The organism is Pseudoalteromonas sp. MM1 (assembly GCF_030296835.1).
GTDB lineage: Bacteria > Pseudomonadota > Gammaproteobacteria > Enterobacterales > Alteromonadaceae > Pseudoalteromonas.
In genome coordinates this window covers 1703882-1727991 of the sequence record NZ_AP027922.1, presented here as the reverse complement: position 1 = coordinate 1727991, position 24110 = coordinate 1703882, and the positions used below count along the sequence as shown (strand labels likewise).

Below are 24110 nucleotides of genomic sequence, written 5' to 3'. Positions count from 1 at the left end.
CTACTCCTGCGTATCTTTAGCGAGTAAATTAAAGCTTAGATCTTGGCCTGCACGTAAGCGTTGTACCCCTTCAACAACTAGAATATCGCCTTTATTTAACGGCCCAGAGACTAACAATCGCCCCGCCAAACGCTGCTCTATTTTTACATCAACACGTGTGGCTTTTTTATCGACGCTGGTCCATACATAAGGGCCTGTAGCTCCCCACAGTAATGCAGCTTCAGGAACTGCTGCAAAACGCTCCCCTAACACCTCAATATGAACCCTAAAACTCATACCAGGTAAAAATTGTTGCTTCTCATTATTTAGCTTTGCTTTAACACGTAAAGTACGAGTTTGCGGGTCTACGCGTGAGTCTAAATAGGCAATATCAGCCTTAATGGCAACTTCTGATTGCCAAGGAAATACCGTTAAGCTGCTTTTATTACGCAGCATACTGATAGCGGACTCCGGTGCGTTAAAATTTATATACAGACTTGTTGTGTCATCTATTGTGGCAATGGGGGTTTGCTCGGTTATTCTATCGCCAACCTCAACATCTGTTAAACCCATAATGCCATTGAACGGCGCAATTACTTTTCTGTCTTCAAGTTCAGTTTGAGCCTGTATGAGGGTGACTTTGGCAAGCTCTACAACCGTTTTAGCGTCGTCAACATCACTTTTAGGCACTGCGCCTTTGGCCTGACTTTGTTCTAATCGTTTTAATATTCGCTGGGTATCGGCAAGTTTAATCTTAGCCTCATCAAGTACGGCTTTTTGCCTACGAGAATCAAGTTCGAGTAAAGTATCGCCTTTTTTTACTTTATCACCTGGCTTAAAATAAACATCTGTTACTCTATCGCCTACAGCGGGGTACATTACAACTGAATGAATTGCTTCTGTATTTCCTACCGCTTGCACTTGTTGTTTTACACTTTCGAGAGTAATTTTTTGTACAACAACGTTCGCACTCATTGCAGGAAGGCTGAACAACAGCAGCAAACTGAGCACACCGATTAAAACATTTTGCGATTTCAAAGTAACACCTTAATTAATTATTATTCCCATTACCTTACGAAGTCTAACAGCTGATTGATTAATAGGTAGGATAGAACGACAAATTAGCAAAACTATTAGATGAAATTAATTGGTAATACCAATTAATTTTTGAAAAAGGCGCCTAAAGGCTGAGCATTTATACAAATACAGGCAGGATTAAACTAAAAAGTGGCTATTTAAATAAAAAAGCCCAGTATAAACTGGGCTATGCAAATAATAAGGAGTTAGAGATTATTTACCGCGCTGCGCATCTTTTTGAGCTTTTTTAGCTTCTTTACGTTGTTGTAAAACCGCTTGCGCTTCATTACCAATATGCCCTTCACCACGTGCTTGTGCTAATTCTATTTGCTTTTGACGCTCAGCAAAACGAGCACGCTGCTCATCGGTTACATTATCAATACAGTGATGACACGAAACGCCTTCCATGTATTCTGGCTTTTGCTTTTCGTCTTCTGTGATCGGCATACGACACGCATGACATTGATCGTAAGAGCCTTTTTGTAAATCATGATTTACTGCTACACGATTATCAAAAACAAAACACTCACCTTCCCACATTGTTTCTTCTTTTGGCACTTCTTCTAGGTATTTTAAAATACCGCCTTCAAGGTGGTAAACTTCATCAAACCCTTGCTCTTTCATGTAAGCCGTTGATTTTTCGCAGCGGATACCGCCGGTACAAAACATGGCTACTTTTTTGTGTTTTTCTGGGTCTAAATTTTCTTTTGCCCACTGAGGGAACTCACGGAAAGTTTTGGTATTAGGATCGACTGCATTTTGAAAAGTGCCAATTTCAATTTCGTAATCGTTACGTGTATCAATCAAAATCACATCAGGGTCTGATATTAATGCATTCCACTCTTGGGGTTTTACATAGCTTCCCACTACTTTTAGTGGGTCAACCCCTTCAACGCCCATCGTAACAATTTCGTTTTTTAGCTTTACTTTAGTGCGGTAAAACGGGCATTCATCATCGTATGATTCTTTAGTCACTATGTCTTTTAGGTTTTCTTGTGTATCTAACCACGCAAGTAAGTTGTCTATTCCTTCGCGCTTAGCCGATACAGTACCGTTAATACCTTCAGCAGCAAGCAATAAAGTACCGCGTACTTTGTTTACTTCCATCACTTCTAAAAGGGGTTTACGCAGTGCTTCAAAATTTGGCAAGCCTACAAATTTGTACATTGCACACACTACAAAGTGCTCGTTTGTTACATCATTTTTATGAACAGCAGTCATTTTGCTTCCTATTTTGCTTTGATAGCCTTAAGTGGCGTTTACCGAATCGTAAATCCGGCGCATATGGGGCGCGTATTTTACGCTTTTTATAATTAATTGCAAAAAATAGCGCGTTAGAATGGTTTTTACTGTCGGCACAACCCATGTGTAAGCTATAATGCGGCCATTAATTTAAGTTGCACATTGGAGAACACGACTTTGCACTTTACTGATCTTGGGATTGATACTCGCCTTGAAACACAATTAGCACATCAAGGGATCACCCAGCCCACAGATATTCAAGCACATGCAGTGCCTACCGCACTTGCAGGGCATGACATTTTTGCTCAGTCAAAAACTGGGTCGGGCAAAACATTAGCGTTTTTATTACCTGCTGTTCAGCGAGTGATGAAACAAAAAGCGCTCAGTAAACGCGATCCTCGTGTCCTCATCGTTGCACCAACCCGTGAGCTTGCAACCCAAGTATTTACTCAATTGCGTTTATTAATTGCAGGCACAAACATTAAAGCTGTAAAAATACTCGGTGGCGAGAACTTTAACGATCAAATTAAAGCCCTTCGTAACGACCCGCACTTTGTTGTGGCAACCCCAGGGCGTTTGGCCGATCACATCACTAAACGCTCATTACAATTAAGCGGACTAGAGCTATTAATTTTTGATGAAGCCGATCGTATATTAGACTTAGGTTTTACTGAACAGCTAAAAATGATTAACGAGCAAGCTAATCATCGCTTGCGCCAAACATTACTTTTTTCAGCGACACTAGATCATGCTCAAGTCGATGCTCTATCGCGTAATTTATTAAAAAAACCAAAGCAAATTACACTGAGCGCCGCAAACGAGCAACACAGTGATATTAAACAAACACTCTATTTAGCCGATCACCTTGATCATAAAGAAGCATTACTTGAGCATTTTTTAAAACAAGATGATGTTGGCCAGTGTATTATTTTTACAGCGACCCGTGCCGATACAAGCCGTTTAAGCGAAGCATTAAATACAAAAGGTTTTAAATCGGTGGCTTTAGCTGGCGATTTAACACAGAGCAAACGTCTTGATATTATGGACTCGTTTAGCCGCGAAAATTTTAAAATTTTAATCACCACTGACGTTGCTTCACGTGGACTGGACTTATTAAGTGTAACGCACGTTATCAACTTTGATTTACCAAAACACGCTGAAGAATATGTACACCGTATTGGTCGTACAGGCCGCGCCGGATTTAAAGGTAATGCATTATCGCTAGTAGGTCCTAAAGACTGGACCAGTTACTTAGCAATTAAGTCGTTTTTGAACGACGAACTGGTTTTTGCAAGCGTTGATGGCCTTAAAGCTAAATTTAAAGGTATAAAAGAGAAAAAGCCTGCAACAACCGTTGTAAAAACTAAAAAAGTTGCACAGGTCAAAAAGCCGCAAGTTAAACGTAAAGCTAAACCTAAAAAACCAGCTGCACCTATAAAAGCCCCGATGAATATTGATGGCAATTCTCCAATGCGCCGTAAAAAAAAGCCTGAGCAGGAATAATTATGAATTACCTAGGAACAACACAAACCTTATTTGTAAAAGAAGTGAGCAATGAAGGCGCTTACCTTGATGGTCACGATTTAGGGGAAGTGTTTTTACCAAAGCACGAAATTAAAGATGAACTTGAAGCTGGCGATAGCATAAGCGTTTTTATCTTTTTAGATAACGCCAATTTACCAACAGCAACAGTAAAAAAACCCCATGCTCAAGTAGGTGAATATGCACTGCTTCGTGTTAAAGAAATAAATAGCATAGGTGCTTTTTTAGATTGGGGTCTAGAAAAAGATGTTTTAGCTCCATTTAATGAGCAAAAACCACGTATGCAAGAAGGTCATTCTTATTTAGTTCGCTTGTATTTAGATAATGCAAGCCAACGTATTTGTGCATCAAGCAACTTTAACCGCTTTTTATCAAAAGATGAGCCTGAGTACACACACCTACAAGAAGTTGATTTAATTGTTGCTGGTAAAACAGATATTGGCTACAAAGTGCTTATTGAAGAGTCTCACTTTGGTGTTGTTTTTTACAATATGGTATTTAAAAACTTATTTGTAGGGCAAAAGCTTAAAGGCTTTATTCAAAAAGTACGAGAAGACGGAAAAATCGACGTTATTCTTGAAAAACCAGGCATGGGTAAAGTAAGTGAGCTTGGCGATAAAATAATGGAAAAGCTTAAAAACGAAGGCGGTATACTAGCTATTGGTGATAAATCTGATCCTGAACTTATCAAAAAAGTATTTTCAACCAGTAAAGCTAACTATAAAAAAGCCATTGGTGGTTTATTTAAGCAAGGCTTGATTGACATAGAAGCCAAATCTATCCGCTTAAAATAGTCGTACACTTTTATAAGCGCTAACATTATGTTAGCGCTTACGGTTAAAAACGTTTCTAAATAGTTTAATTAAATAATTGTTAAAGGATGATAGAACGTTTGATGAATAAAAACGTTAGTTAGCTATTATTAATAACGGCACTTATTTTGCCCTACTCTTTACCTTCACCTCGTAGTAAGTGAAATTTATTAAACGAAGCTAAAACTAAGCTTCCTCCGCTTAAAATAATTAGGGGATCGCTAATAGGCATTAACCCATAATACGCTTATACGGTAACGTACATTCTGTATACTGCTTAGAATAATCTAGTATCTCAGCTTTAGTTTCTAAGCTTAGTGGCGCCAACCTAAATACTTTATTTTCACATTCAATTTGTTTGTCGTCATGATTTGAAATGCAATCTGACGTAGTTACGTTTTGGCGCGTTAATCGCTCTTCATTTTTATAGCATAAGTGATGCGCGTAGCCATGCATGGTTTGCTTAAATTCAAATAAATCCACAGGATAATTTGCGACTAGGTCGGTAATTGTCGCTACTCCATCATATGCTTTACTAGAAAAAACATATTTATTTACTGAAAAACCTGCAACAACAATTAAAATAGATCCAAAAATTAACTTCAAAATAAACCCCTTACTGCATTCTTAGTACTAATGTAGCATAAAAATGTATTCATAAAAGGGGTTTAGCACTAAATAATTGCTTTTTGTTAACTTAAACCAAAGTTTTATTAACATCGATTAAAGTTTGTACCGGATCTGACGATTGTGTTATTGGTCTACCAATCACTAAGTAATCGCTTCCGGCTTCAATAGCTTGCTTTGGTGTCATAATTCGCTTTTGGTCGCCCACATCACTACCAGCAGGACGAATGCCAGGAGTAACTAGCTTAAACTCGCTACCTAATTGCGCTTTTAGTGCTTTCGCTTCTTGGGCAGAACATACTACGCCATCAAGCCCAGCTTCTTTTGTTAATTTAGCTAAATGAATAACTTGTTCTTGCGCTGATTTTTCAACACCTAAACGCTTTAGCTCAGCTTCATCCATGCTGGTTAGCACTGTCACTGCAATTAATAAAGGGGCTTTATCACCAAACTTTTCAAGTGCAAGCTTTGCCTTATTCATCATTTCAAAACCACCAGATGCATGAACGTTTACCATCCAAACGCCCATATTAGCCGCTGCGGTGACCGCTTTTGCCACTGTGTTAGGAATATCATGAAATTTTAAATCTAAAAATACATCAAAGCCTAAATCAATTAACTGTTTAACGAATGCAGGGCCGAAATAAGTAAACATTTCTTTGCCTACTTTTAAACGACACGTATCTGGTGAGAGTTTTTTTACAAAATTAAGAGCCGCCTCTTGTGAGTCGTAATCTAGGGCAATAAGAACTTTTTTTGTATCTTCTAAAGACATAACTATCCTAATGAATGGCAGTAAAGTTATAAATAGTTGGGGGTTATTAAAATCCGTCTAGGCCTCTACTTGGCACAATGGTTTCCCAATGTTTACAAGATGGGCAGTTCCAATAAATTGTGTGGCTTGTAAAACCACAATGTTGGCATTGAAAGTCTGGTTTTGTAGCTATATACGATGTAACTAGCTTGTCAATTTCATCAAGTACTTCTTTGGTATTTGGGTTTTTATCACCCATTAGCTGTAGTAAAAAGCTAAAACCTCTAATTGTTGGCTGGCGTTTTAAGCTGTCAGTTAAAAACTCAAATGCCTGTTTAGTATTTCCCTGCTCTAACAATGCTTGGCAATGTTTTATTTTTATTAGTACCCCACCTTTGTCGAGCAAGTCACATAATAAATCATGAAATTGATGTGTTAAATTTAACTGCTTATAACTATGTGCAAGCTGGTCAATAAATAAAGGTGCAAACAACGTAAATTGGCAAACTAATTCACGCCAATAGTAAATTGCTTTTACGTAGTCTTCGCTTGTGTAAGCCGATAACCCTAATTCGTATAAAGGGCGAACCGCTTTGTAATTTAAACTAATGGCTTTGCTCATTAATTGCGGTTTATTTTCACTTAGGGCAGCTTCGCTGTAAAAATTAGCAATTGCTTTAAAATGCTGTTCTTTAACAAATAACTCACTATGGGCTTCGAACATATTAATGCCCTTTTCCCACTCTCGGGTTTGCGAGTATAAAGTAATAATTGGGTCAAGTGCTTGTTCATGCCCCGCTTTAACAAGCCACACTAAATGCTCTTCTGCACCATCTAATAAGCCGGCCATAATATAATCTTCGGCTAATTCTAGACGGCTAGCAGCAGCTTGTTGTTCATTTAAACTTGGATGTTTTAAAAGGAGTTCATGGATTTTTATTGCGCGGTCAAGCTCACCTCTTCGGCGAAACATGGTAGCAAGGGTTGAGTAGTGGTCGACAGAGTCAGCAGCGACCTCTAATAAGTTGATTAGGTGCTCTAAGCCCTGATCTTCTTCTCTGTCTAGTAAAAACTTTAAGCCTTTACTGTATTCAGAAGTGATTTGACGGTTGAGTTGATGAGCTTGGTTTTTTGCACTATTTTTGCCCATAATCCAGCCATAACCGGCAGCAACAGGCAGTAGTAAAAACAAAAGCTCAATCATGATTAGGTGTCTTTATTAGCAATAAGCTTACTATTATTTTTTTCTGGCGCTAATTGTTTTTTTAAGCGGTAATTTTGCCACTTTAATTTAGAAAACAATTTAAAGCTAATAAAACACCCTATTATTACACCCAGTATAAAGCAGGTACTTATTATTACAGCGAGTGGCAAGGTATTACTGGCAATAATGTAATTTATTTGTACTAATTGTGGATTTTGAGAACCCAATAAAAATGCGCAAAATAGGCATAGTACAACCAGAATAATTTTTAATACCTTAAACAAGTAACTACTCCAACTGATTAACTAGGCAATACTCTCGTTTACGCGGTCGCGTAATTCTTTGCCTGGTTTAAAATGAGGTACATGCTTACCATCAAGCTCTACTGTATCGCCAGTCTTAGGGTTACGACCTGTGCGAGGAGCGCGGTAATGCAAAGAGAAACTACCAAAACCTCTGATCTCAATACGATCTGAAGTAGATAATGAGCCGGCCATTTGTTCAAGAATTTCTTTTACTGCATTTTCAACATCTTTCACTGGAACGTGTGCGTGCTGTTCGGCAAGTGTTTCTATCAGTTCTGACTTAGTCATAGCGTTTCCTTAAAGAGAATAGTGGAAGGGCAAAACTGCCCTTCCAATTAAAAACTAATTAGTAATTAGTCTTTTTGTGCATTTGCGAAAGCAGCTGCCATTGCGTTTTCAAACACTGGCTCTTCTTTCTTAAGCTTCTCTAGTACTTCTTTCTCTTCTGCTTCGAAAAGAGCTTTAACAGATAAGCTTAAAGTGCGGTTCTTACGATCAACGCCAACGTATTTAGCTTCGATTTCGTCGCCTACAGAAGCAACAGTCGTTGCATCTTCAACGCGCTCTTGAGCGATATCAGCTACACGGATGTAACCTTCAACGCCTTCGATAAGCTCTACAGTTGCGCCTTTCGCATCAACTTCAGTCACTTTACCTTTAACAATAGCACCTTTTTTGTTTGCATCAAGGTAGTTATTGAAAGGGTCAGCTTCGATTTGCTTAACACCTAGAGAGATACGTTCACGCTCTGGGTCAACTTGCAATACGATAGCAGTGATTTCGTCGCCTTTCTTGAATTCACGTACAGCTTCTTCGCCAGGCGTGTTCCAAGAAATGTCTGAAAGGTGTACAAGACCATCAATACCACCGTCAAGACCGATAAAGATACCGAAGTCAGTGATTGATTTGATCTTACCAGTAACTTGGTCGCCTTTGTTTTGTAGACGAGCAAATTCCTGCCAAGGATTAGCAATACATTGCTTAAGACCAAGAGAAATACGACGACGCTCTTCATCGATTTCAAGAACCATTACTTCAACAGTGTCACCTAGTGAAACAACTTTTGAAGGGTGGATGTTCTTGTTAGTCCAATCCATTTCAGAAACGTGAACTAGACCTTCAACGCCTTCTTCGATTTCTACGAAGCAACCGTAATCAGTAAGGTTAGTTACACGACCAGAAAGCTTAGAACCTTCTGGGTAACGACCAGCGATAGCTGCCCATGGATCTTCGCCAAGCTGTTTAAGGCCTAGAGATACACGAGTTTTATCTTTGTCGAATTTAAGAACTTTAACTGCGATTTCGTCGCCAACATTAACGATTTCTGAAGGGTGCTTAACACGCTTCCACGCCATGTCAGTGATGTGTAGTAGACCATCAACACCACCAAGGTCAACGAATGCACCGTAGTCAGTAAGGTTCTTAACGATACCTTTAACTTCTTGACCTTCAACAAGGTTAGCAAGAAGCTCTTCACGTTCTTGTGAGTTTTCAGATTCGATAACTGCACGACGTGAAACAACAACGTTGTTACGTTTTTGATCAAGCTTGATTACTTTAAATTCAAGCTCTTTGCCTTCAAGGTGAGTTGTGTCACGTACTGGACGAACATCAACAAGTGAACCAGGTAGGAAAGCACGGATTGAATCAACTTCAACTGTGAAACCGCCTTTAACTTTACCGTTGATAACACCAGTAACAGTTTCTTGCTCTTCACATGCTTTCTCAAGACGGATCCACGCTTCGTGACGCTTCGCTTTCTCGCGAGAAAGGATAGTTTCACCGAAACCGTCTTCGATTGCATCTAGTGCAACATCTACTTCGTCGCCTACAGCAACTTCTAGTTCACCAGCAGCATTTTTGAACTGCTCTGCAGGGATAGCACTTTCTGATTTAAGACCAGCATCTACAAGTACAATGTTATTCTCGATAGAGATTACTGTACCTTTAACAATAGAGCCTTGCTCTGCTTCAAAACCCTTTAAGCTTTCTTCAAATAACTGCGCAAAATTTTCTGACATACGAATATACGTCTCATATATTAATACCAATAAGCAACCATGCTGCATGGGGTTGTTAAAATAGCACTGGCGTCCTGCTGGTGCATAAAATGTGTTTAGCTTCGTTTAGGAAGCTTGCCTTGTGAGATAGCAATATCGACTAAAGTTATAACTTTATCAAATACTTGCTGAGCGTTAAGCTCGCTTGTATCTATTTCAATTGCATCATCAGCAGGAACAAGCGGCGCAACGGTGCGATTCATATCGCGCTCATCACGAGCCTGAATGTCCTGTAATAGACCACTTAGTGTAACATCAAGGCCGCGCTCATTCAACTCAACATAACGTCTACGCGCACGTTCTTGTGCACTGGCGGTTAAATATATTTTTAATGGCGCATCTTGAAAAACCACAGTGCCCATATCTCGGCCATCAGCAATTAAGCCTCGTTCCGTTTTAAACGCTCTCTGGCGTCGAAGTAACGCTTCACGTACACGGGGTAATGCAGCTACTTTAGAGGCAGCTGCCCCAACCTCTTCGTTGCGAATTGTCGAGGTGACATCTTCGCCTTCTAATATAACTTTTCCAGCATTAGTTTGGCTATCAACCAAAAACTGCACATCTAAGTTTGCAGCAAGCGGGACAAGCGCTTCTTCGTTGTCTAATGCTATTTGGTGATGAAGTGCGGCAAGGGATAATACACGGTAAATTGCGCCGCTATCCAATACATCCCATCCCAATTTGTCGGCTAACAAGCGACAAACAGTTCCTTTACCTGAACCACTTGGGCCATCAACGGTGATTACGGGCATTAATAACGCCTGCATTTAAAACCTCCTGCAATGCACACCTAAATAAAACCGCGATATTATACGTCACTTCTGCAAATAGATCCGCTTTAGTGTGTAACTTTTTATAATTATTTATAAAAAGCCTACTCACTTACTGATGCTAAAACCTTGAAAAAGGTTGGAAAAGTTTTATATGTACACTTAGGATCGTTGATTGTAATAGGCTTTCCACCTACCGCTACCATTGCAAAACACATGGCTATACGGTGATCGTCATAGGTATCAATAGCCACATCATTAAATGTTTCCGGTGGTGTAATTTCGATAAAATCCTCACCCTCTACAACCTCAGCACCCACTTTACGAAGTTCAGTTGCCATTGCATATAAACGGTCAGTTTCTTTTACACGCCAGTTATAAATATTACGTATAGCTGTAGGCCCTTTGGCAAATAACGCTACAGTTGCAAGCGTCATCGCTGCATCTGGAATCGCATTCGCGTCAATATCTACGCCATTTAATTCGCCTTTACGTACAACTAAACGCTCATCATACCAATCAATCTTCGCTCCAACTTGCTCCATTACTTTTGCAAAACCGATATCACCTTGCACTGATTTTGCACCAACACCTTTAATTTCAATTTCGCCACCGGCAATAGCCGCTGCCGCCACAAAGTAAGACGCTGATGATGCATCACCCTCAACCATGATACGATCAAGTGATTGATACTGTTGAGCACCTTTGACTTTAAATGTTGTATAGTCACTGTGCTCAACAATCACCCCAAAACGCGCCATTACATCTAACGTAATATCAATGTAAGGCTTAGATACCAAAGTACCCTTAATGGAAATTTGCGTATCACCACTAAATAAAGGGGCAGCCATAAGCAATGCAGTTAAAAACTGACTCGAAATACTGCCATCAATTTCAACAGTACCGCCTTTAATTTGCCCACCAATGATTTTTAATGGTGGGTAGTCTTTATGTTTTGTGTAAGTAATATCGCCGCCAAGTGCTTGCAACGCATCAACTAAGTGCCCTATAGGACGCTCTTCCATGCGCGGCTCACCTATTAGCTCATACTCGCCAGATACAGCAGCAAGTACCGCTGTTAAAGGACGATAAGCAGTACCTGCATTCCCTAAAAATAAAGGTTCACTTGGGGTTTTAAATACGCCGCCAACCCCTTCAACAGTTGCCACGGTGCGATCATCATTGAGCGTTACGTTAACACCTAGTAGTTTTAATGCCCCCAACATGTGGCGAATATCATCACTATCTAGTAGGTTTTCTACAACGGTAGTCCCTTGAGCCAACGCTGCTAACAATAAAATACGGTTTGATAGGCTTTTAGACCCTGGTAAGGTGACACTGCCATTTACACGAGAAATAGGCTCTAAACGAAGTTGTTCCATTAGCTGTGCTCCTTAGCAAATGCCGCCATAAAATCAACCAATGCTTGCACACCTGCAAGTGGCATTGCGTTATAAATACTTGCGCGCATACCCCCTACAATTCTGTGCCCTTCTAGGGCAAGTAAACCGGCTTCTTTAGATTGCGTTACAAATTTTTCGTTTAAGCTTTCATCGTTTAACCAAAACGGTACATTCATACGAGAGCGGCAATGCGTCGCTACTTTATTGGTATAAAAAGGTGATTCATCAATAAAGTCATAAAGCAGCTTAGCTTTAGCAATATTTTGTGCTTCCATTGCCTTTACGCCACCGTTTTGCTCTAGCCATGCAAACACTTCGGCTGCTAAATACCAAGCAAAAGTAGGCGGTGTATTAAACATGCTGCCTTGTTTCGCTTCAAGCGCGTAATCTAAAATACCTGGTTTAGCTAACCCTTCACGCTCAAGTAATGTTTTGCGAACAATAACAATAGCAATACCTGATGGACCTATATTTTTTTGGGCACCAGCATAAATTAAATCAAACTTATTTACGTCAATTTCACGCGACAAAATAGTCGACGACATATCGGCAATAATAGGCGCCGTTGGGTGACTCGGCACATCAAAAATCTCTAATCCGTCTACCGTTTCATTTGGGCAGTAGTGAATGTAAGATGCATCTTCAGGTAAATCCCATTGCGCTACTTCTTTTATAGAAAACAACCCATTTTCGTCATTTCTAACATTGATTGAGTGGGTTTGAGTAAATTTATTAGCTTCGTCAGTGGCACTTTTAGACCATACGCCGTTCTCGCAATAAACCGCCGCTTTACCATTTTGATGTAAATTTAATGGCACAGCGCTAAATTGTCCGCGACCGCCACCATGCATGAATAACACTTCAAATTCATCGCTAATGTTCATTAAACGACGAAGGCTAGCTTCGCATTTTTCAGTAAGCGCTAAAAAATCTTTACTGCGATGGCTTATTTCCATCACAGAGACACCTAAGTCTTGCCAGTCTAAAAATTCTTTTTGTGCTTTTTGCATCACAGCTTGCGGAAGCATAGCTGGCCCCGCACAAAAATTATATTTACTCATTACCTTTGCCTCATTCCAGTAATTTAAACTTTTTTGATAAACAAAAAAGGGTTATTAATTTTTTTCAACATGATTAAAAAAAGCGGCCTTAGCCGCTTTTTCAATTTCAGTTATTCAGAAGGTGGATTATCATCCGTTGCTTCTTCATTTACTGTATCAACCGTTTCAACGTCTTCAATATCAACTAAGTCACTATCTGTAACTTCAATCTCTTCGATACGTTGTAAACCAACTACTTGCTCTTCGTCAATAGTTCTGATCAAAATAACACCTTGGGTGTTACGTCCAACTGTCGATACTTCATTAACACGGGTACGAACAAGTGTACCACGGTTTGAAATAATCATTATTTCATCGTTGTCGTCAACTTGTACAGCACCAACTACTGCGCCATTACGCTCACTCACCTTGATAGATACAACACCTTGTGTTGCACGGCTCTTAGATGGATAATCTTCAAGTTGAGTACGTTTACCATAACCATTTTCAGTCACGGTTAAAATAGCACCGTCAGATTTTGGCACAATTAATGACACTACGCGTTGGTCGTCGGCCATTTTAATACCACGAACGCCAGTAGCAGTACGACCCATAGGACGAACACCTTTGAAACGAATTTCAGGGTTGCCTTCTTCGTCAAGTACCGGGTTACCGTTTTCATCAACTACAGTAGACTCTTCCGCTTCTTTAAAGCGTACTACTTTACCTGCATCAGTAAACAACATAATTTCGTTGCTACCGTCGGTAATATCAACCCCAATTAGGCTATCGCCTTCGTTGAGGTTTACCGCAATAATACCGCTTGCACGTTGACGGCTGTATGCCGTTAGTGGTGTTTTCTTCACGGTACCAAACGCAGTTGCCATAAAGATGTACTTATCTTCTTCGTACTCGCGTACAGGTAAGATAGCAGTAATACGCTCATCATCTTCAAGTGGCAGTAAGTTAACAATTGGCTTACCGCGTGCGGCGCGACTAGCCAGTGGTAACTGGTATACTTTAAGCCAGTACAACCGACCCGCAGTCGAGAAACATAAAATGGTGTCGTGGGTGTTAGCCACTAAAAGACGCTCAATGAAATCTTCATCTTTCATCTTTGTTGCTGACTTACCTTTACCACCTCGGCGCTGCGCTTCGTAATCAGACAGAGCCTGATACTTAACATAACCTTCGTGCGACAAGGTCACAACAACATCTTCTTCGTTAATCAAATCTTCAAGGCTAATGTCGTGCGCTGCGGCGTTAATTTCTGTGCGGCGCTCATCACCATATTGCTCTTTAATTTCAACTAACTCATCACGAATAACTTCCATTAAACGCTCAGGGCTGCTTAATATATGTAATAATTCAGCAATTAAATCTAACAGCGATTGATACTCTGCTAAGATTTTTTCATGCTCAAGGCCGGTTAGTTTGTGTAAACGTAAATCAAGAATTGCTTGCGCTTGTTGCTCAGAAATATAGTACTGACCATCGCGAATACCAAGCTCGCTTGCGAGCCAATCTGGGCGGGCTACGTTGTCTTCGCCTGCTTTTTCAAGCATCGCTTGTACGTTACCTAAATCCCATGGGCGAGCTGTTAAGGCAACTTTAGCCTCAGCTGGGGTTGGCGATTTACGAATAAGCTCAATAATTGGGTCGATGTTGGCAAGCGCAATTGCTAAACCTTCAAGGGTATGAGCACGGTCGCGCGCTTTACGTAAATCAAATACGGTACGGCGTGTAACCACTTCACGGCGGTGAATAACAAACTCTTCAAGCATTTCTTTTAAGTTGAAACACTTAGGTTGGTTATTAATTAATGCAACCATATTCATACCAAACACAGTTTGTAACTGAGTTTGTGCGTATAGGTTATTTAAAATAACTTCACCTACGTCACCACGTTTGATCTCAATAACGATACGCATACCGTCTTTATCTGATTCATCACGTAGTGCGCTAATGCCTTCAATTTTTTTATCTTTAACAAGCTCAGCAATTTTTTCAATTAAACGTGCTTTGTTAACTTGATAAGGAATTTCGTGCACGATAATGGTTTCGCGGCCTGTTTTTTCATCGGTTTCGATGTCGGCGCGGGCACGCATGTACACTTTACCACGGCCGGTTAAATAAGCATCTTCAATGCCCTTTTTACCATTAATGATGGCAGCCGTTGGGAAATCAGGACCTGGGATGTAATCCATTAATTCATGGATTGTTAAATCAGGATTTTGAATAAGCGCTAAACAACCATTAACCACTTCAGTTAAGTTATGTGGTGGAATGTTTGTTGCCATACCTACCGCAATACCCGATGAACCGTTAACTAGTAAGTTAGGCACTTTGGTTGGTAAAACGTCAGGAATTTGTTCGGTACCGTCGTAGTTTGGAACGAAATCAACCGTTTCTTTTTCAAGATCGGCTAATAACTCATGCGACATTTTTGCCATACGAACTTCTGTATAACGCATTGCCGCTGCTGAATCACCATCAACCGAACCGAAGTTACCTTGGCCATCTACAAGCATATAACGTAGTGAGAATGGCTGTGCCATACGTACGATGGTGTCATAAACTGCACTGTCGCCGTGTGGGTGGTATTTACCAATTACGTCACCGACCACACGGGCCGATTTTTTGTAAGGCTTATTCCAGTCATTACTAAGCTCGTTCATTGCAAACAAAACGCGGCGGTGAACAGGTTTTAAACCATCACGTACGTCTGGTAATGCACGTCCTACAATTACGCTCATTGCGTAATCAAGGTAGGAGTTTTTTAACTCGTCTTCAATATTGACTGGCAGAATTTCATTGGCGAGATCAGTCATTTGATATCACATTCCTTCAGTATCAGCTCTTAGCAACCCGGTATTAGGCGCCAAGAGTATTTGTTATTATTTCTAAGCGACCATGCTATCACAATTAATTTAAATTTACAGGCGCAAAACTTTGCGATTTATCAATTTAGCCCTATATAATGGCCTCAGATTGACGAGGAAGTATTTTATGACCGAACATCAAAATGTAGATAACGCAGAAATAGCAAAATTTGAAGCCATTGCAGAGCGATGGTGGGACCAAGACGGAGAGTTTAAACCTCTTCACGAAATCAACCCATTACGATTAGACTTTGTGGCTAACAAAAGCCAAGGCTTATTTGATAAAGAGACACTCGATGTAGGCTGTGGCGGCGGCATTCTTAGTGAAAGCATGGCACGCATGGGCGCACACGTAACCGGTATAGACATGGGCCAAGAGCCACTCACTGTGGCCAAACTACACAGCCTAGAAACCGGTGTAAATGTTGACTATATAAAAGTACCTGCAGAGGAGTTTGCAACCCAGCACCCTGCTCGCTTTGATGTAATAACCTGTATGGAGATGCTGGAGCACGTACCTGACCCTGCTTCTATTATTCATGCAGTAGCAAAGCTTGCCAAGCCTGGGGCTGATGTGTTTTTCTCAACACTAAATAAAACACCTAAAGCTTACTTGTTTGCTATTGTAGGTGCTGAAAAGCTATTAAAAATGGTGCCTGAGGGCACTCACGATCACAACAAATTTATCAAACCTGCACAACTTATTGCATGGGCTGAGCAAGCCGGTTTAAAAGTACGTGCCAGCGCAGGCCTTAGCTACAATCCGCTTTCTAAGCAGTATTCATTAAATACCGATGTGAGTGTTAATTACATTCTTCATTTTGAGAAGTTAGCGTAATGGCTAGCTCTCATACCCACTTGACTCCTTTTGAGTACGACGCTTTTTTATTTGATTTAGATGGCACCTTGCTTGATACAGCAGACGATTTAGGTGCTGCTTTAAATGCCGTACTTAAAAGTGAAGGTGTTGCGCAAATAGCGCCTGAAGCGTATAGGAAAGTAGCTTCTAATGGCGCCGGCGCATTACTTGAACTTGGCTTTAAAGCGCTATGGGCATCGCAACCACAAACTGAACGAATAAAACAATTAGTCAGTTACTACAGCCAAAACCTAGCCACACACACCCACTGCTTCGAAGGCATAGAATCATTACTCATAGCCCTTGAGAACCAAGGTATAAAATGGGGAATAATGACCAATAAGCCAGGGTTTTTAACCGATCCATTAGTGGCTGCTATACCCGCTTTAAAAAATGCACACGTTGTGATCAGTGGCGATACTCTCGCCGAGGCTAAACCATCACCTTTGCCCTTATTACACTGTACAAAACTGATGAACGTAGATCCTAAACGTTGTTTATACGTAGGTGATGCGCAACGAGATATAGAAGCAGGTAAAGCCGCAGGTATGCACACAGCAACAGCGCTTTGGGGCTATATACCAAGTATTGATGTAGCTAAGGGCTGGGAAGCCGATTTTAACTGGCACAGCCCTATTGATGCTTTTAACCATATATAGTGCCATGTAAATTATTAAACACTATATATTGTGATTGTGTTAGTTTTTACGCAAAGCTTGATGATAAAAAAAGCAGTCGAAATTTATTTTCAAATTGCGTAAATTTAGCTGATCATTAGTTGATTTTTACCTATTTCAACTTAAATGATTGTTCAAAGGTGAGTGACTACTAACACAAATACGTTATCCCAAAGTTATCCACAAATAGGGGCTATTATGTCCCTTGCAAATCAGCTCAGACCACACTATCTTGTGATCTCTAAATTGAACAACACCAGATATTGTGGCCAAATGTTATTCAATTAAATTCGCCAATACGGTGAAACTTATAATAAATGAATACGTACCTTGCTTTAGCGAGGTATAAAGCATTGGTCAAAATACATAATTCCCAAGGAATACAGGCAAAGCTATGAACCAACAGTTATCTGTAAGCAAGCGTGACGGGCGTAAAGAGCCTCTAGATCTTGATAAGATCCATCGCGTTATTGAATGGGCCGCCGAAGGTTTAAACAACGTATCGGTTTCACAGGTTGAATTAAAGTCACACATTCAATTTTACGACGGTATTCGTACAAAAGACATTCACGAAACCATCATTAAAGCAGCAGCCGATCAAATTTCAAAAGAGTCGCCTGACTACCAGTACTTAGCTGCCCGCTTAGCTGTATTCCACTTACGTAAAAAAGCGTATGGCCAGTTTGAGCCTCCACGTTTATTTGACCATGTTACAAAAATGGTTGAAGACAAACGCTACGATGCTCACTTACTTGTTGATTACACAGAGCAAGAGCTTGACGAGCTAGATGCTTATCTTGATCATTCGCGCGATCTTAACTTTAGCTACGCAGCAGTAAAGCAGCTTGAAGGTAAATACTTAGTACAAAACCGTGTAACAGGTGAAATTTACGAAAGCGCCCAGTTTTTATATATCTTAGTGGCTGCGAGTTTATTCTCTGACTATCCGCGGGAAACGCGTACTGACTACATCAAACGTTTTTACGATGCAGTATCAACATTTAAAATCTCTTTACCTACGCCAATTATGTCGGGTGTGCGTACGCCTACGCGTCAGTTTAGCTCGTGTGTACTTATTGAATGTGGCGACAGCCTTGATTCAATTAACGCCACATCATCTGCCATTGTTAAGTACGTTTCACAACGTGCAGGTATTGGTATTAACGCTGGGCGTATTCGTGCATTAGGTAGCCATATCCGTAATGGTGAGGCGTACCACACAGGTTGTATTCCTTTTTATAAGCACTTTCAAACAGCAGTTAAAAGCTGCTCGCAAGGTGGCGTACGTGGCGGTGCTGCAACGTTATTCTACCCGCTTTGGCATTTAGAAGTAGAAAACCTACTAGTACTTAAAAATAACCGTGGTGTTGATGATAACCGTGTGCGTCACTTAGATTACGGCGTACAGTTTAATAAACTAATGTATTCTCGTTTAATTAAAGACGACTACATTACGTTATTTAGCCCATCAGATGTGCCTGGCCTTTACGATGCATTCTTTGAAGACCAAGACGAGTTTGACGCGTTATATGTTAAATACGAGCAAGATGAGTCAATTCGTAAAAAGCGTATTAAAGCGATTGAGCTTTTCTCAATGTTCGCACAAGAGCGCGCCAGCACAGGCCGTATTTATTTACAAAATGTGGACCACTGTAATACGCACAGTCCGTTTATTTCTAAAGTTGCGCCAATTCGCCAATCTAACTTATGTTTAGAAATTGCATTGCCAACTAAGCCGTTAAATAACGTAAACGATGAAGAAGGCGAAATTGCCCTTTGTACGCTATCTGCATTTAACTTAGGCGCTATTGAGTCACTTGATGAACTCGAAGAGCTTGCCGAGCTTGCTGTACGTGCCCTTGATAACCTACTTGATTTCCAAGACTACCCTGTACCGGCTGCACGTAATGCCACTATGGGTCGTCGTACGTTAGGAATAGGCGTAATTAACTACGCTTACTACCTAGCTAAAAATGGTAAGCGTTACTCAGATGGCAGTGCTAATGCACTGACTCACAAAACGTTTGAAGCAATTCAATACTACTTAATGAAAGCGTCAAACGAGCTGGCTAAAGAGCGTGGTGCGTGTCCTAAATTTAACGAAACAACGTACTCACAAGGTATTATGCCAACGGATACGTACAAACGTGACTTAGATAAAATTTGTGATGAGCCACTGCACTTAGACTGGGATTCGTTACGTGCCAGCATTAAAGAGCACGGTATGCGTAACTCTACGCTTAGCGCATTAATGCCTTCAGAAACATCATCGCAAATCTCTAACGCAACTAACGGTATTGAGCCACCACGTGGACACATTAGCGTTAAAGCAAGTAAAGACGGTATTTTAAAACAAGTAGTTCCTGAGTACGAACGCTTAAAAGATAACTACGAGTTACTTTGGGATATTCCTTCAAACGATGGTTACTTACAGTTAGTGGGCATAATGCAAAAATTTATTGACCAAACTATTTCGGCCAATACTAATTATGATCCAAGTAAATACGAAGGCGGTAAAGTACCTATGAAAGTCTTATTAAAAGACTTACTAGGTGCCTATAAATTAGGTGTTAAAACCTTGTACTACCACAATACACGCGATGGTGCATCAGATGCACAAGACGACACACCAGAAGTGGAAGATGATGATTGTGCAGGCGGCGCGTGTAAAATTTAATAGTTAAACTTAAAGCGGGCTCTTTGCCCGCTTTGTCCTGATAGTTTTAGTGATAGTTTTTTGAGTGATAGACATGTCTTATACTACTTTTAGTCGTAACCATAATGATCAAATGCAAGAGCCAATGTTTTTTGGCCAAACCGTTAACGTTTCGCGTTACGATCAACAAAAATACCCTATTTTTGAAAAATTGATTGAAAAGCAACTTTCGTTTTTTTGGCGTCCAGAAGAAGTAGACGTAAGTAAAGACCGTTTAGACTTTCAAGCATTACCAGAGCACGAAAAGCACATATTTTTAAGTAACTTAAAATATCAAACGCTGCTTGATAGTGTACAAGGTCGCTCGCCAAACGTTGCTCTACTCCCCATTGTGTCTATTCCTGAGCTAGAAACATGGATAGAAACGTGGGCATTTAGCGAAACTATCCATAGTCGCTCTTATACCCACATTATTCGTAACGTAACACAGTCACCCGAGCTTATTTTTGATGACATTGTAAGTAACGAAAAAATCAGCGAACGTGCTGATGCGGTAACCACCTATTACGACGATTTAATTAATGGCGTGTCGCTTTATAACCTGTATGGCGAGGGCAAGCACGAAATTAACGGTCAAACCGTCGTGATTAGTTTATTCGATCTTAAAAAGAAACTTTACCTTGCAATGATGTCGGTAAATATTCTTGAAGCCATTCGTTTTTATGTTAGTTTTGCCTGCTCATTTGCCTTTGCAGAACGTGAATTAATGGAAGGTAACGCTAAAATCATCAAGCTAATCGCACGTGATGAAGCACTTCACCTATCGGGTACGCAGCATATTTTAAACATTATGCAAGATGGTAAAGACGACCCAGAAATGGCGATTGTTGCCGCGCAGTGCCGTGAAGAAGCGATTAAAATGTTTGTTGAGGCCGCAGAGCAAGAAAAAGAATGGGCCGAATACCTGTTCAAAGATGGCTCAATGATTGGCTTAAATAAACACATTTTGTGTCAGTATGTTGAATACATCACTAATGCACGTATGACAGCAATTGGCTTACCAGCGCAGTTTGAAAACAACAGCAACCCTATTCCATGGATCAACTCTTGGCTTGTGTCTGATAACGTGCAAGTTGCGCCGCAAGAAGCTGAAATTAGCTCATACCTTGTAGGTCAAATCGACTCTCAAGTAGATGCCTCAGAATTTGGTGACTTTGATTTATAATGAATGACAAACCCACTGCAAGTATAACGCTTGCAGATAACAGCCAGTGTATTGAATTTAGCACTGGCTGCCCTTCAGTTTTACATTGCTTAGAAAACCAAAAAATAGACGTAGCTTATCAGTGCCGCGAAGGCTATTGCGGCGCGTGTAGAGCCACCTTAGTCTCTGGCCAAGTACAATATAACGAAGAACCTTTAGCCTTTGTACGCGAGGGAGAAATACTGCTGTGCTGCTGTAAACCTAATGGCCACATTAGTATAAATCTAAAATAGAGAGTGCTAATTGGCAGCAGTAAAATGCTCGCTTGCATAACGGTAATGCCCAGTGATCGGATAAGCAAACAACATGTCGCTTTTTTCAGGCCCTCGGCCAATATTATGCACTATTAACGGGTTATCGCCTTCTTCTGTGCTTGCACTGACAACCATACCTATATGCGGTAAACTACCCGGTAACATCCACGTGACTATATCTCCGACTTTGTAATCATTCGGGTTTGTAGATTTTGCTAAAACAGCGCCGTGCTTTTTAAAAAACACTTGTAAATTTGGCACACGTCGGTGGTCTATATTTTTATCAGGTTTTGATAACCCCCATATACGCTTTGACGGATAGTGAGTAAAGTGCGCTTGCATGTCTTCGTGTACACGTTTTTGTAAATCTACGCCAAGTGTGCGGTACGCCCTAATAATTACATCTGTACATACCCCAATATTGCTCGGCACATCACCACCTGGGTAGCCAATTGAATAATAAGCGCCATTATAAGTAATATTATGCGTTGTTCTTTCGATTAAAGCTGCGGTTATGTCTTCATCAAATGTATTAGCAGCACCAGAAAAAGACATAAGCGCGAATAAATATAGATAATAACGAATCATATAAATTCCTTTTAAAATTGTTTAGCTACAGTTTATTTGCAACATGATTTGGGATGTTAATTCCCTCGCCCGCATGGGCAAAATGCGCATCAAGCTCATAAACCATAAGCTCAAGTGGTGCATTATGATAACCAACCTGCTGAATTTCACGCATATAACGCTGCATAAATGCACTTGAGCCTAGTTCAGCCCACAGCGCTACATGAACAAACTTATGAAAATGAATCCTTAAATTAGTAGCGATGTGGGGAAGTATATAATAAGTATTTTTATACATTACACTCGCCGCGTCCATATCGACAAAATCACCTAGGTCCATTTCTCGCAGGCCCGTAAAGTCTAGCTTTGGTATTTGGCCTACCACAAAGGAATATGCTTTTTTTGTAATCTTGCATCCTTGTACAACATTATAACACTTCAAAATCGCAGATATTATTTCTATGCACTATTTAGCAATAACAACTTATGCACTATTAAGCTGAACACAATGGTGTAAATAACAGGTCTAGTAAATTAATAAAGCGTTATTACAAAAATTACGAGTACACTTATGCATACAACTATACATAAAAACTTTAAAATACTACCTGCTCACATCGTTTCTTTTATTGTGTTTTTACTAATTTCTATGTCGACACTTACTGCCAAAATATATGCAGCAGATGCAGTATGGCCTTCAAAAACTACTTATAAATATGTAAACGTAGACGGTAAAAAAATATTCTACCGAGAAGCAGGTACACAACATAAACAAACGATTGTTTTATTACACGGTTATCCATCGTCGTCACATAGCTATCGCGAGCTAATCCCTCTTTTATCTGGCCGCTTTCATATAATAGCACCTGATTATTTAGGTTCTGGTTATAGTGAAAAACCTGATCCAAATACACAAATATACACTTTTGATTTACTCGCTAGTTATGTAGATGGATTACTAAAAAAACTTAACGTTAATAGCTATAGTCTTTATATACAAGATTTTGGTGCACCGGTTGGGTTTAGAATGCTGTTAAAAAATACAGATAAGCTTAATGCACTTATTGTACAAAATGGGAACGCATATCTAGAAGGATTAACACCTGCAAGGCAAGCCTTTTTTAAAGCTGCAAATCAAGATAGGTCAAAAGAGCAACAGGCTAAGCTTTACTCATTTACATCAGAGCAAGCAATCATTAATAAGCAGTATTTACGTGATGTACAAAATAAGACACAAATAATGAACCCTGACAGTTGGACTCACGACCTAAGTTTTTTACAAACAAAAAGCGATCGATTAATTCAAGTACAACTATTTCAAGACTATTATAATAACTTGCTAGACTACCCAAAATGGCAAGCTTACTTAAGAAAGTACCAACCGCCTACATTAATTGTATGGGGTAAAAACGATCCCGCATTTATAGCGCAAGGTGCAAAAGCCTATTTAAAAGATGTGCCAAACGCCGAGCTACACTTGCTTGATTCTGGTCATTTTACTGTTGAAGAACAACCCGTTGAAGTCGCAAAGTATATCGTCAACTTTATGGATAAATTGGCCCTTAAAAACACACAAAAGTAATTAATTTTGTAATACACATACAAAAGCGCTGAGGGTATAAACCGTCAGCGTTTTTTAATTGAATAATTTTAAGATTAATACCCCTAAAAAAATGGAGTTAACCTACTTCAACAAGCGACTCGAGTAAATCGTGTATTTCGGCTTTAAGATCTTTATCTGAAATTTTATTCGCGCTTACTTTAGCATCTTTTAAATTTTTAATGGCTTCGTCCTTTTGACCAAGCTCTATTTGTAATGTAGCCATTGAATAAGCAATCGACGACATGTGATCTTTATTATTTATAGCAATTGATTTCTTAAGCGCTTTTTCATAGGTGGTAATTGCTTCTTCAAGTTCTTCTGTAAAATCAGCAAGGGTTTCCCACTGCACAGGATGATCTTTCGAGGTATTCTCATTTTCTACACAAATCGCTTTAAGCCTAGAAAATAACAATTCGAACCTTTTACGGTCGTTTCTGTTTGCCGCCTCCATCAGTTGCTCTGCTAAATCATGCACTGCTTTATATACTTTGGTGTTCATCATCAGGAACTATCCTTAACGGGTCACTAAACTA

23 protein-coding genes are annotated in these 24110 nt (G+C 40.0%); 8 read left to right on the top strand and 15 right to left on the bottom strand.

Translation table 11 applies throughout. The features are described from left to right. Both QUE46_RS07840 and QUE46_RS07835 read right to left on the bottom strand, forming a co-directional pair. On the bottom strand, nucleotides 1-1017 hold the full coding sequence (locus tag QUE46_RS07840) for an efflux RND transporter periplasmic adaptor subunit (RefSeq protein WP_286247450.1): 1017 nt from the start codon (nucleotides 1015-1017) through the stop codon (nucleotides 1-3). A 252-nt stretch (nucleotides 1018-1269) separates the two neighbouring features. Beyond that, a complete protein-coding gene (locus QUE46_RS07835; RefSeq protein WP_286247448.1) occupies nucleotides 1270-2277 on the bottom strand; it encodes a rhodanese-related sulfurtransferase in 1008 nt (335 codons plus the stop codon). Between the two features lie 198 nt (nucleotides 2278-2475). Here QUE46_RS07835 and QUE46_RS07830 point away from each other — a divergent pair, with 198 nt between their 5' ends. Both QUE46_RS07830 and QUE46_RS07825 read left to right on the top strand, forming a co-directional pair. Then, nucleotides 2476-3801, top strand: coding sequence for a DEAD/DEAH box helicase (locus QUE46_RS07830; RefSeq protein ID WP_286247446.1), 1326 nt, complete (start codon nucleotides 2476-2478; stop codon nucleotides 3799-3801). Nucleotides 3802-3803: 2 nt separating this feature from the next. Further along, entirely contained in the window at nucleotides 3804-4634 is an 831-nt protein-coding gene (locus QUE46_RS07825; RefSeq protein ID WP_286247444.1) for a S1 RNA-binding domain-containing protein, read from the top strand. Between the two features lie 249 nt (nucleotides 4635-4883). Here the strand turns inward: QUE46_RS07825 and QUE46_RS07820 are convergent, their stop codons facing one another. From QUE46_RS07820 to gyrA, 10 genes are all read right to left on the bottom strand, one after another. Beyond that, complete coding sequence (locus QUE46_RS07820) at nucleotides 4884-5258, bottom strand: hypothetical protein (RefSeq protein ID WP_286247442.1); 375 nt, start codon at nucleotides 5256-5258, stop codon at nucleotides 4884-4886. A gap of 91 nt (nucleotides 5259-5349) precedes the next feature. Next, the gene (gene pyrF / locus QUE46_RS07815) at nucleotides 5350-6054 is read right to left on the bottom strand and encodes an orotidine-5'-phosphate decarboxylase (protein WP_286247440.1); all 705 of its coding nucleotides are present in this window, start codon (nucleotides 6052-6054) and stop codon (nucleotides 5350-5352) included. A gap of 46 nt (nucleotides 6055-6100) precedes the next feature. Beyond that, nucleotides 6101-7237, bottom strand: coding sequence for a lipopolysaccharide assembly protein LapB (lapB, locus tag QUE46_RS07810; protein WP_286247439.1), 1137 nt, complete (start codon nucleotides 7235-7237; stop codon nucleotides 6101-6103). A 2-nt stretch (nucleotides 7238-7239) separates the two neighbouring features. After that, nucleotides 7240-7521, bottom strand: coding sequence for a LapA family protein (locus tag QUE46_RS07805; protein WP_286247437.1), 282 nt, complete (start codon nucleotides 7519-7521; stop codon nucleotides 7240-7242). Between the two features lie 21 nt (nucleotides 7522-7542). Continuing rightward, nucleotides 7543-7830 carry an integration host factor subunit beta gene (gene ihfB / locus QUE46_RS07800; RefSeq protein ID WP_004587872.1) on the bottom strand — a complete coding sequence of 96 codons (288 nt, stop codon included), beginning with the start codon at nucleotides 7828-7830 and terminating at the stop codon, nucleotides 7543-7545. A gap of 65 nt (nucleotides 7831-7895) precedes the next feature. Next, nucleotides 7896-9563 carry a 30S ribosomal protein S1 gene (gene rpsA / locus QUE46_RS07795; protein WP_004587871.1) on the bottom strand — a complete coding sequence of 556 codons (1668 nt, stop codon included), beginning with the start codon at nucleotides 9561-9563 and terminating at the stop codon, nucleotides 7896-7898. Nucleotides 9564-9658: 95 nt separating this feature from the next. Beyond that, nucleotides 9659-10369: a (d)CMP kinase gene (cmk, locus tag QUE46_RS07790; protein ID WP_004587870.1), complete on the bottom strand. Its 711-nt coding sequence runs from the start codon at nucleotides 10367-10369 to the stop codon at nucleotides 9659-9661. Between the two features lie 107 nt (nucleotides 10370-10476). After that, nucleotides 10477-11754: a 3-phosphoshikimate 1-carboxyvinyltransferase gene (aroA, locus tag QUE46_RS07785; RefSeq protein WP_286247433.1), complete on the bottom strand. Its 1278-nt coding sequence runs from the start codon at nucleotides 11752-11754 to the stop codon at nucleotides 10477-10479. Continuing rightward, nucleotides 11754-12836, bottom strand: a complete 1083-nt coding sequence (gene serC, locus QUE46_RS07780) for a 3-phosphoserine/phosphohydroxythreonine transaminase (protein WP_286247431.1) — start codon at nucleotides 12834-12836, stop codon at nucleotides 11754-11756. The genes aroA and serC overlap by 1 nt, the downstream gene beginning before the upstream one ends. A gap of 110 nt (nucleotides 12837-12946) precedes the next feature. Continuing rightward, on the bottom strand, nucleotides 12947-15646 hold the full coding sequence (gene gyrA / locus QUE46_RS07775) for a DNA topoisomerase (ATP-hydrolyzing) subunit A (RefSeq protein ID WP_286247428.1): 2700 nt from the start codon (nucleotides 15644-15646) through the stop codon (nucleotides 12947-12949). Nucleotides 15647-15824: 178 nt separating this feature from the next. Here gyrA and ubiG point away from each other — a divergent pair, with 178 nt between their 5' ends. From ubiG to yfaE, 5 genes are all read left to right on the top strand, one after another. Next, nucleotides 15825-16535 (top strand): bifunctional 2-polyprenyl-6-hydroxyphenol methylase/3-demethylubiquinol 3-O-methyltransferase UbiG, encoded by a 711-nt coding sequence (ubiG, locus tag QUE46_RS07770; RefSeq protein ID WP_286247425.1) that lies wholly within the window; start codon nucleotides 15825-15827, stop codon nucleotides 16533-16535. Further along, complete coding sequence (locus QUE46_RS07765) at nucleotides 16535-17215, top strand: HAD family hydrolase (RefSeq protein ID WP_286247423.1); 681 nt, start codon at nucleotides 16535-16537, stop codon at nucleotides 17213-17215. Before ubiG ends, QUE46_RS07765 begins: the two co-directional genes overlap by 1 nt. A gap of 412 nt (nucleotides 17216-17627) precedes the next feature. After that, complete coding sequence (gene nrdA, locus QUE46_RS07760) at nucleotides 17628-19910, top strand: class 1a ribonucleoside-diphosphate reductase subunit alpha (protein ID WP_286247421.1); 2283 nt, start codon at nucleotides 17628-17630, stop codon at nucleotides 19908-19910. Nucleotides 19911-19983: 73 nt separating this feature from the next. Then, entirely contained in the window at nucleotides 19984-21114 is a 1131-nt protein-coding gene (gene nrdB / locus QUE46_RS07755; protein ID WP_004587863.1) for a class Ia ribonucleoside-diphosphate reductase subunit beta, read from the top strand. Continuing rightward, nucleotides 21114-21386, top strand: coding sequence for a class I ribonucleotide reductase maintenance protein YfaE (gene yfaE / locus QUE46_RS07750; protein WP_286247419.1), 273 nt, complete (start codon nucleotides 21114-21116; stop codon nucleotides 21384-21386). Before nrdB ends, yfaE begins: the two co-directional genes overlap by 1 nt. Before the next feature lie 6 nt (nucleotides 21387-21392). Here the strand turns inward: yfaE and QUE46_RS07745 are convergent, their stop codons facing one another. Together QUE46_RS07745 and QUE46_RS07740 are read right to left on the bottom strand one after the other, a co-directional pair. Further along, nucleotides 21393-21995, bottom strand: coding sequence for a DUF1287 domain-containing protein (locus tag QUE46_RS07745; protein ID WP_286247417.1), 603 nt, complete (start codon nucleotides 21993-21995; stop codon nucleotides 21393-21395). Between the two features lie 25 nt (nucleotides 21996-22020). Further along, nucleotides 22021-22359 carry a hypothetical protein gene (locus tag QUE46_RS07740; protein WP_286247416.1) on the bottom strand — a complete coding sequence of 113 codons (339 nt, stop codon included), beginning with the start codon at nucleotides 22357-22359 and terminating at the stop codon, nucleotides 22021-22023. A gap of 186 nt (nucleotides 22360-22545) precedes the next feature. Between QUE46_RS07740 and QUE46_RS07735 the strand changes: the two genes are divergently transcribed. After that, nucleotides 22546-23556, top strand: coding sequence for an alpha/beta fold hydrolase (locus QUE46_RS07735; RefSeq protein WP_286247415.1), 1011 nt, complete (start codon nucleotides 22546-22548; stop codon nucleotides 23554-23556). 97 nt (nucleotides 23557-23653) lie between these two features. On the opposite strand, the gene QUE46_RS07730 is transcribed toward QUE46_RS07735, so the two are convergent. Beyond that, on the bottom strand, nucleotides 23654-24079 hold the full coding sequence (locus QUE46_RS07730; protein ID WP_286247414.1) for a tetratricopeptide repeat protein: 426 nt from the start codon (nucleotides 24077-24079) through the stop codon (nucleotides 23654-23656). Between the last annotated feature and the right edge of the window lie 31 nt (nucleotides 24080-24110).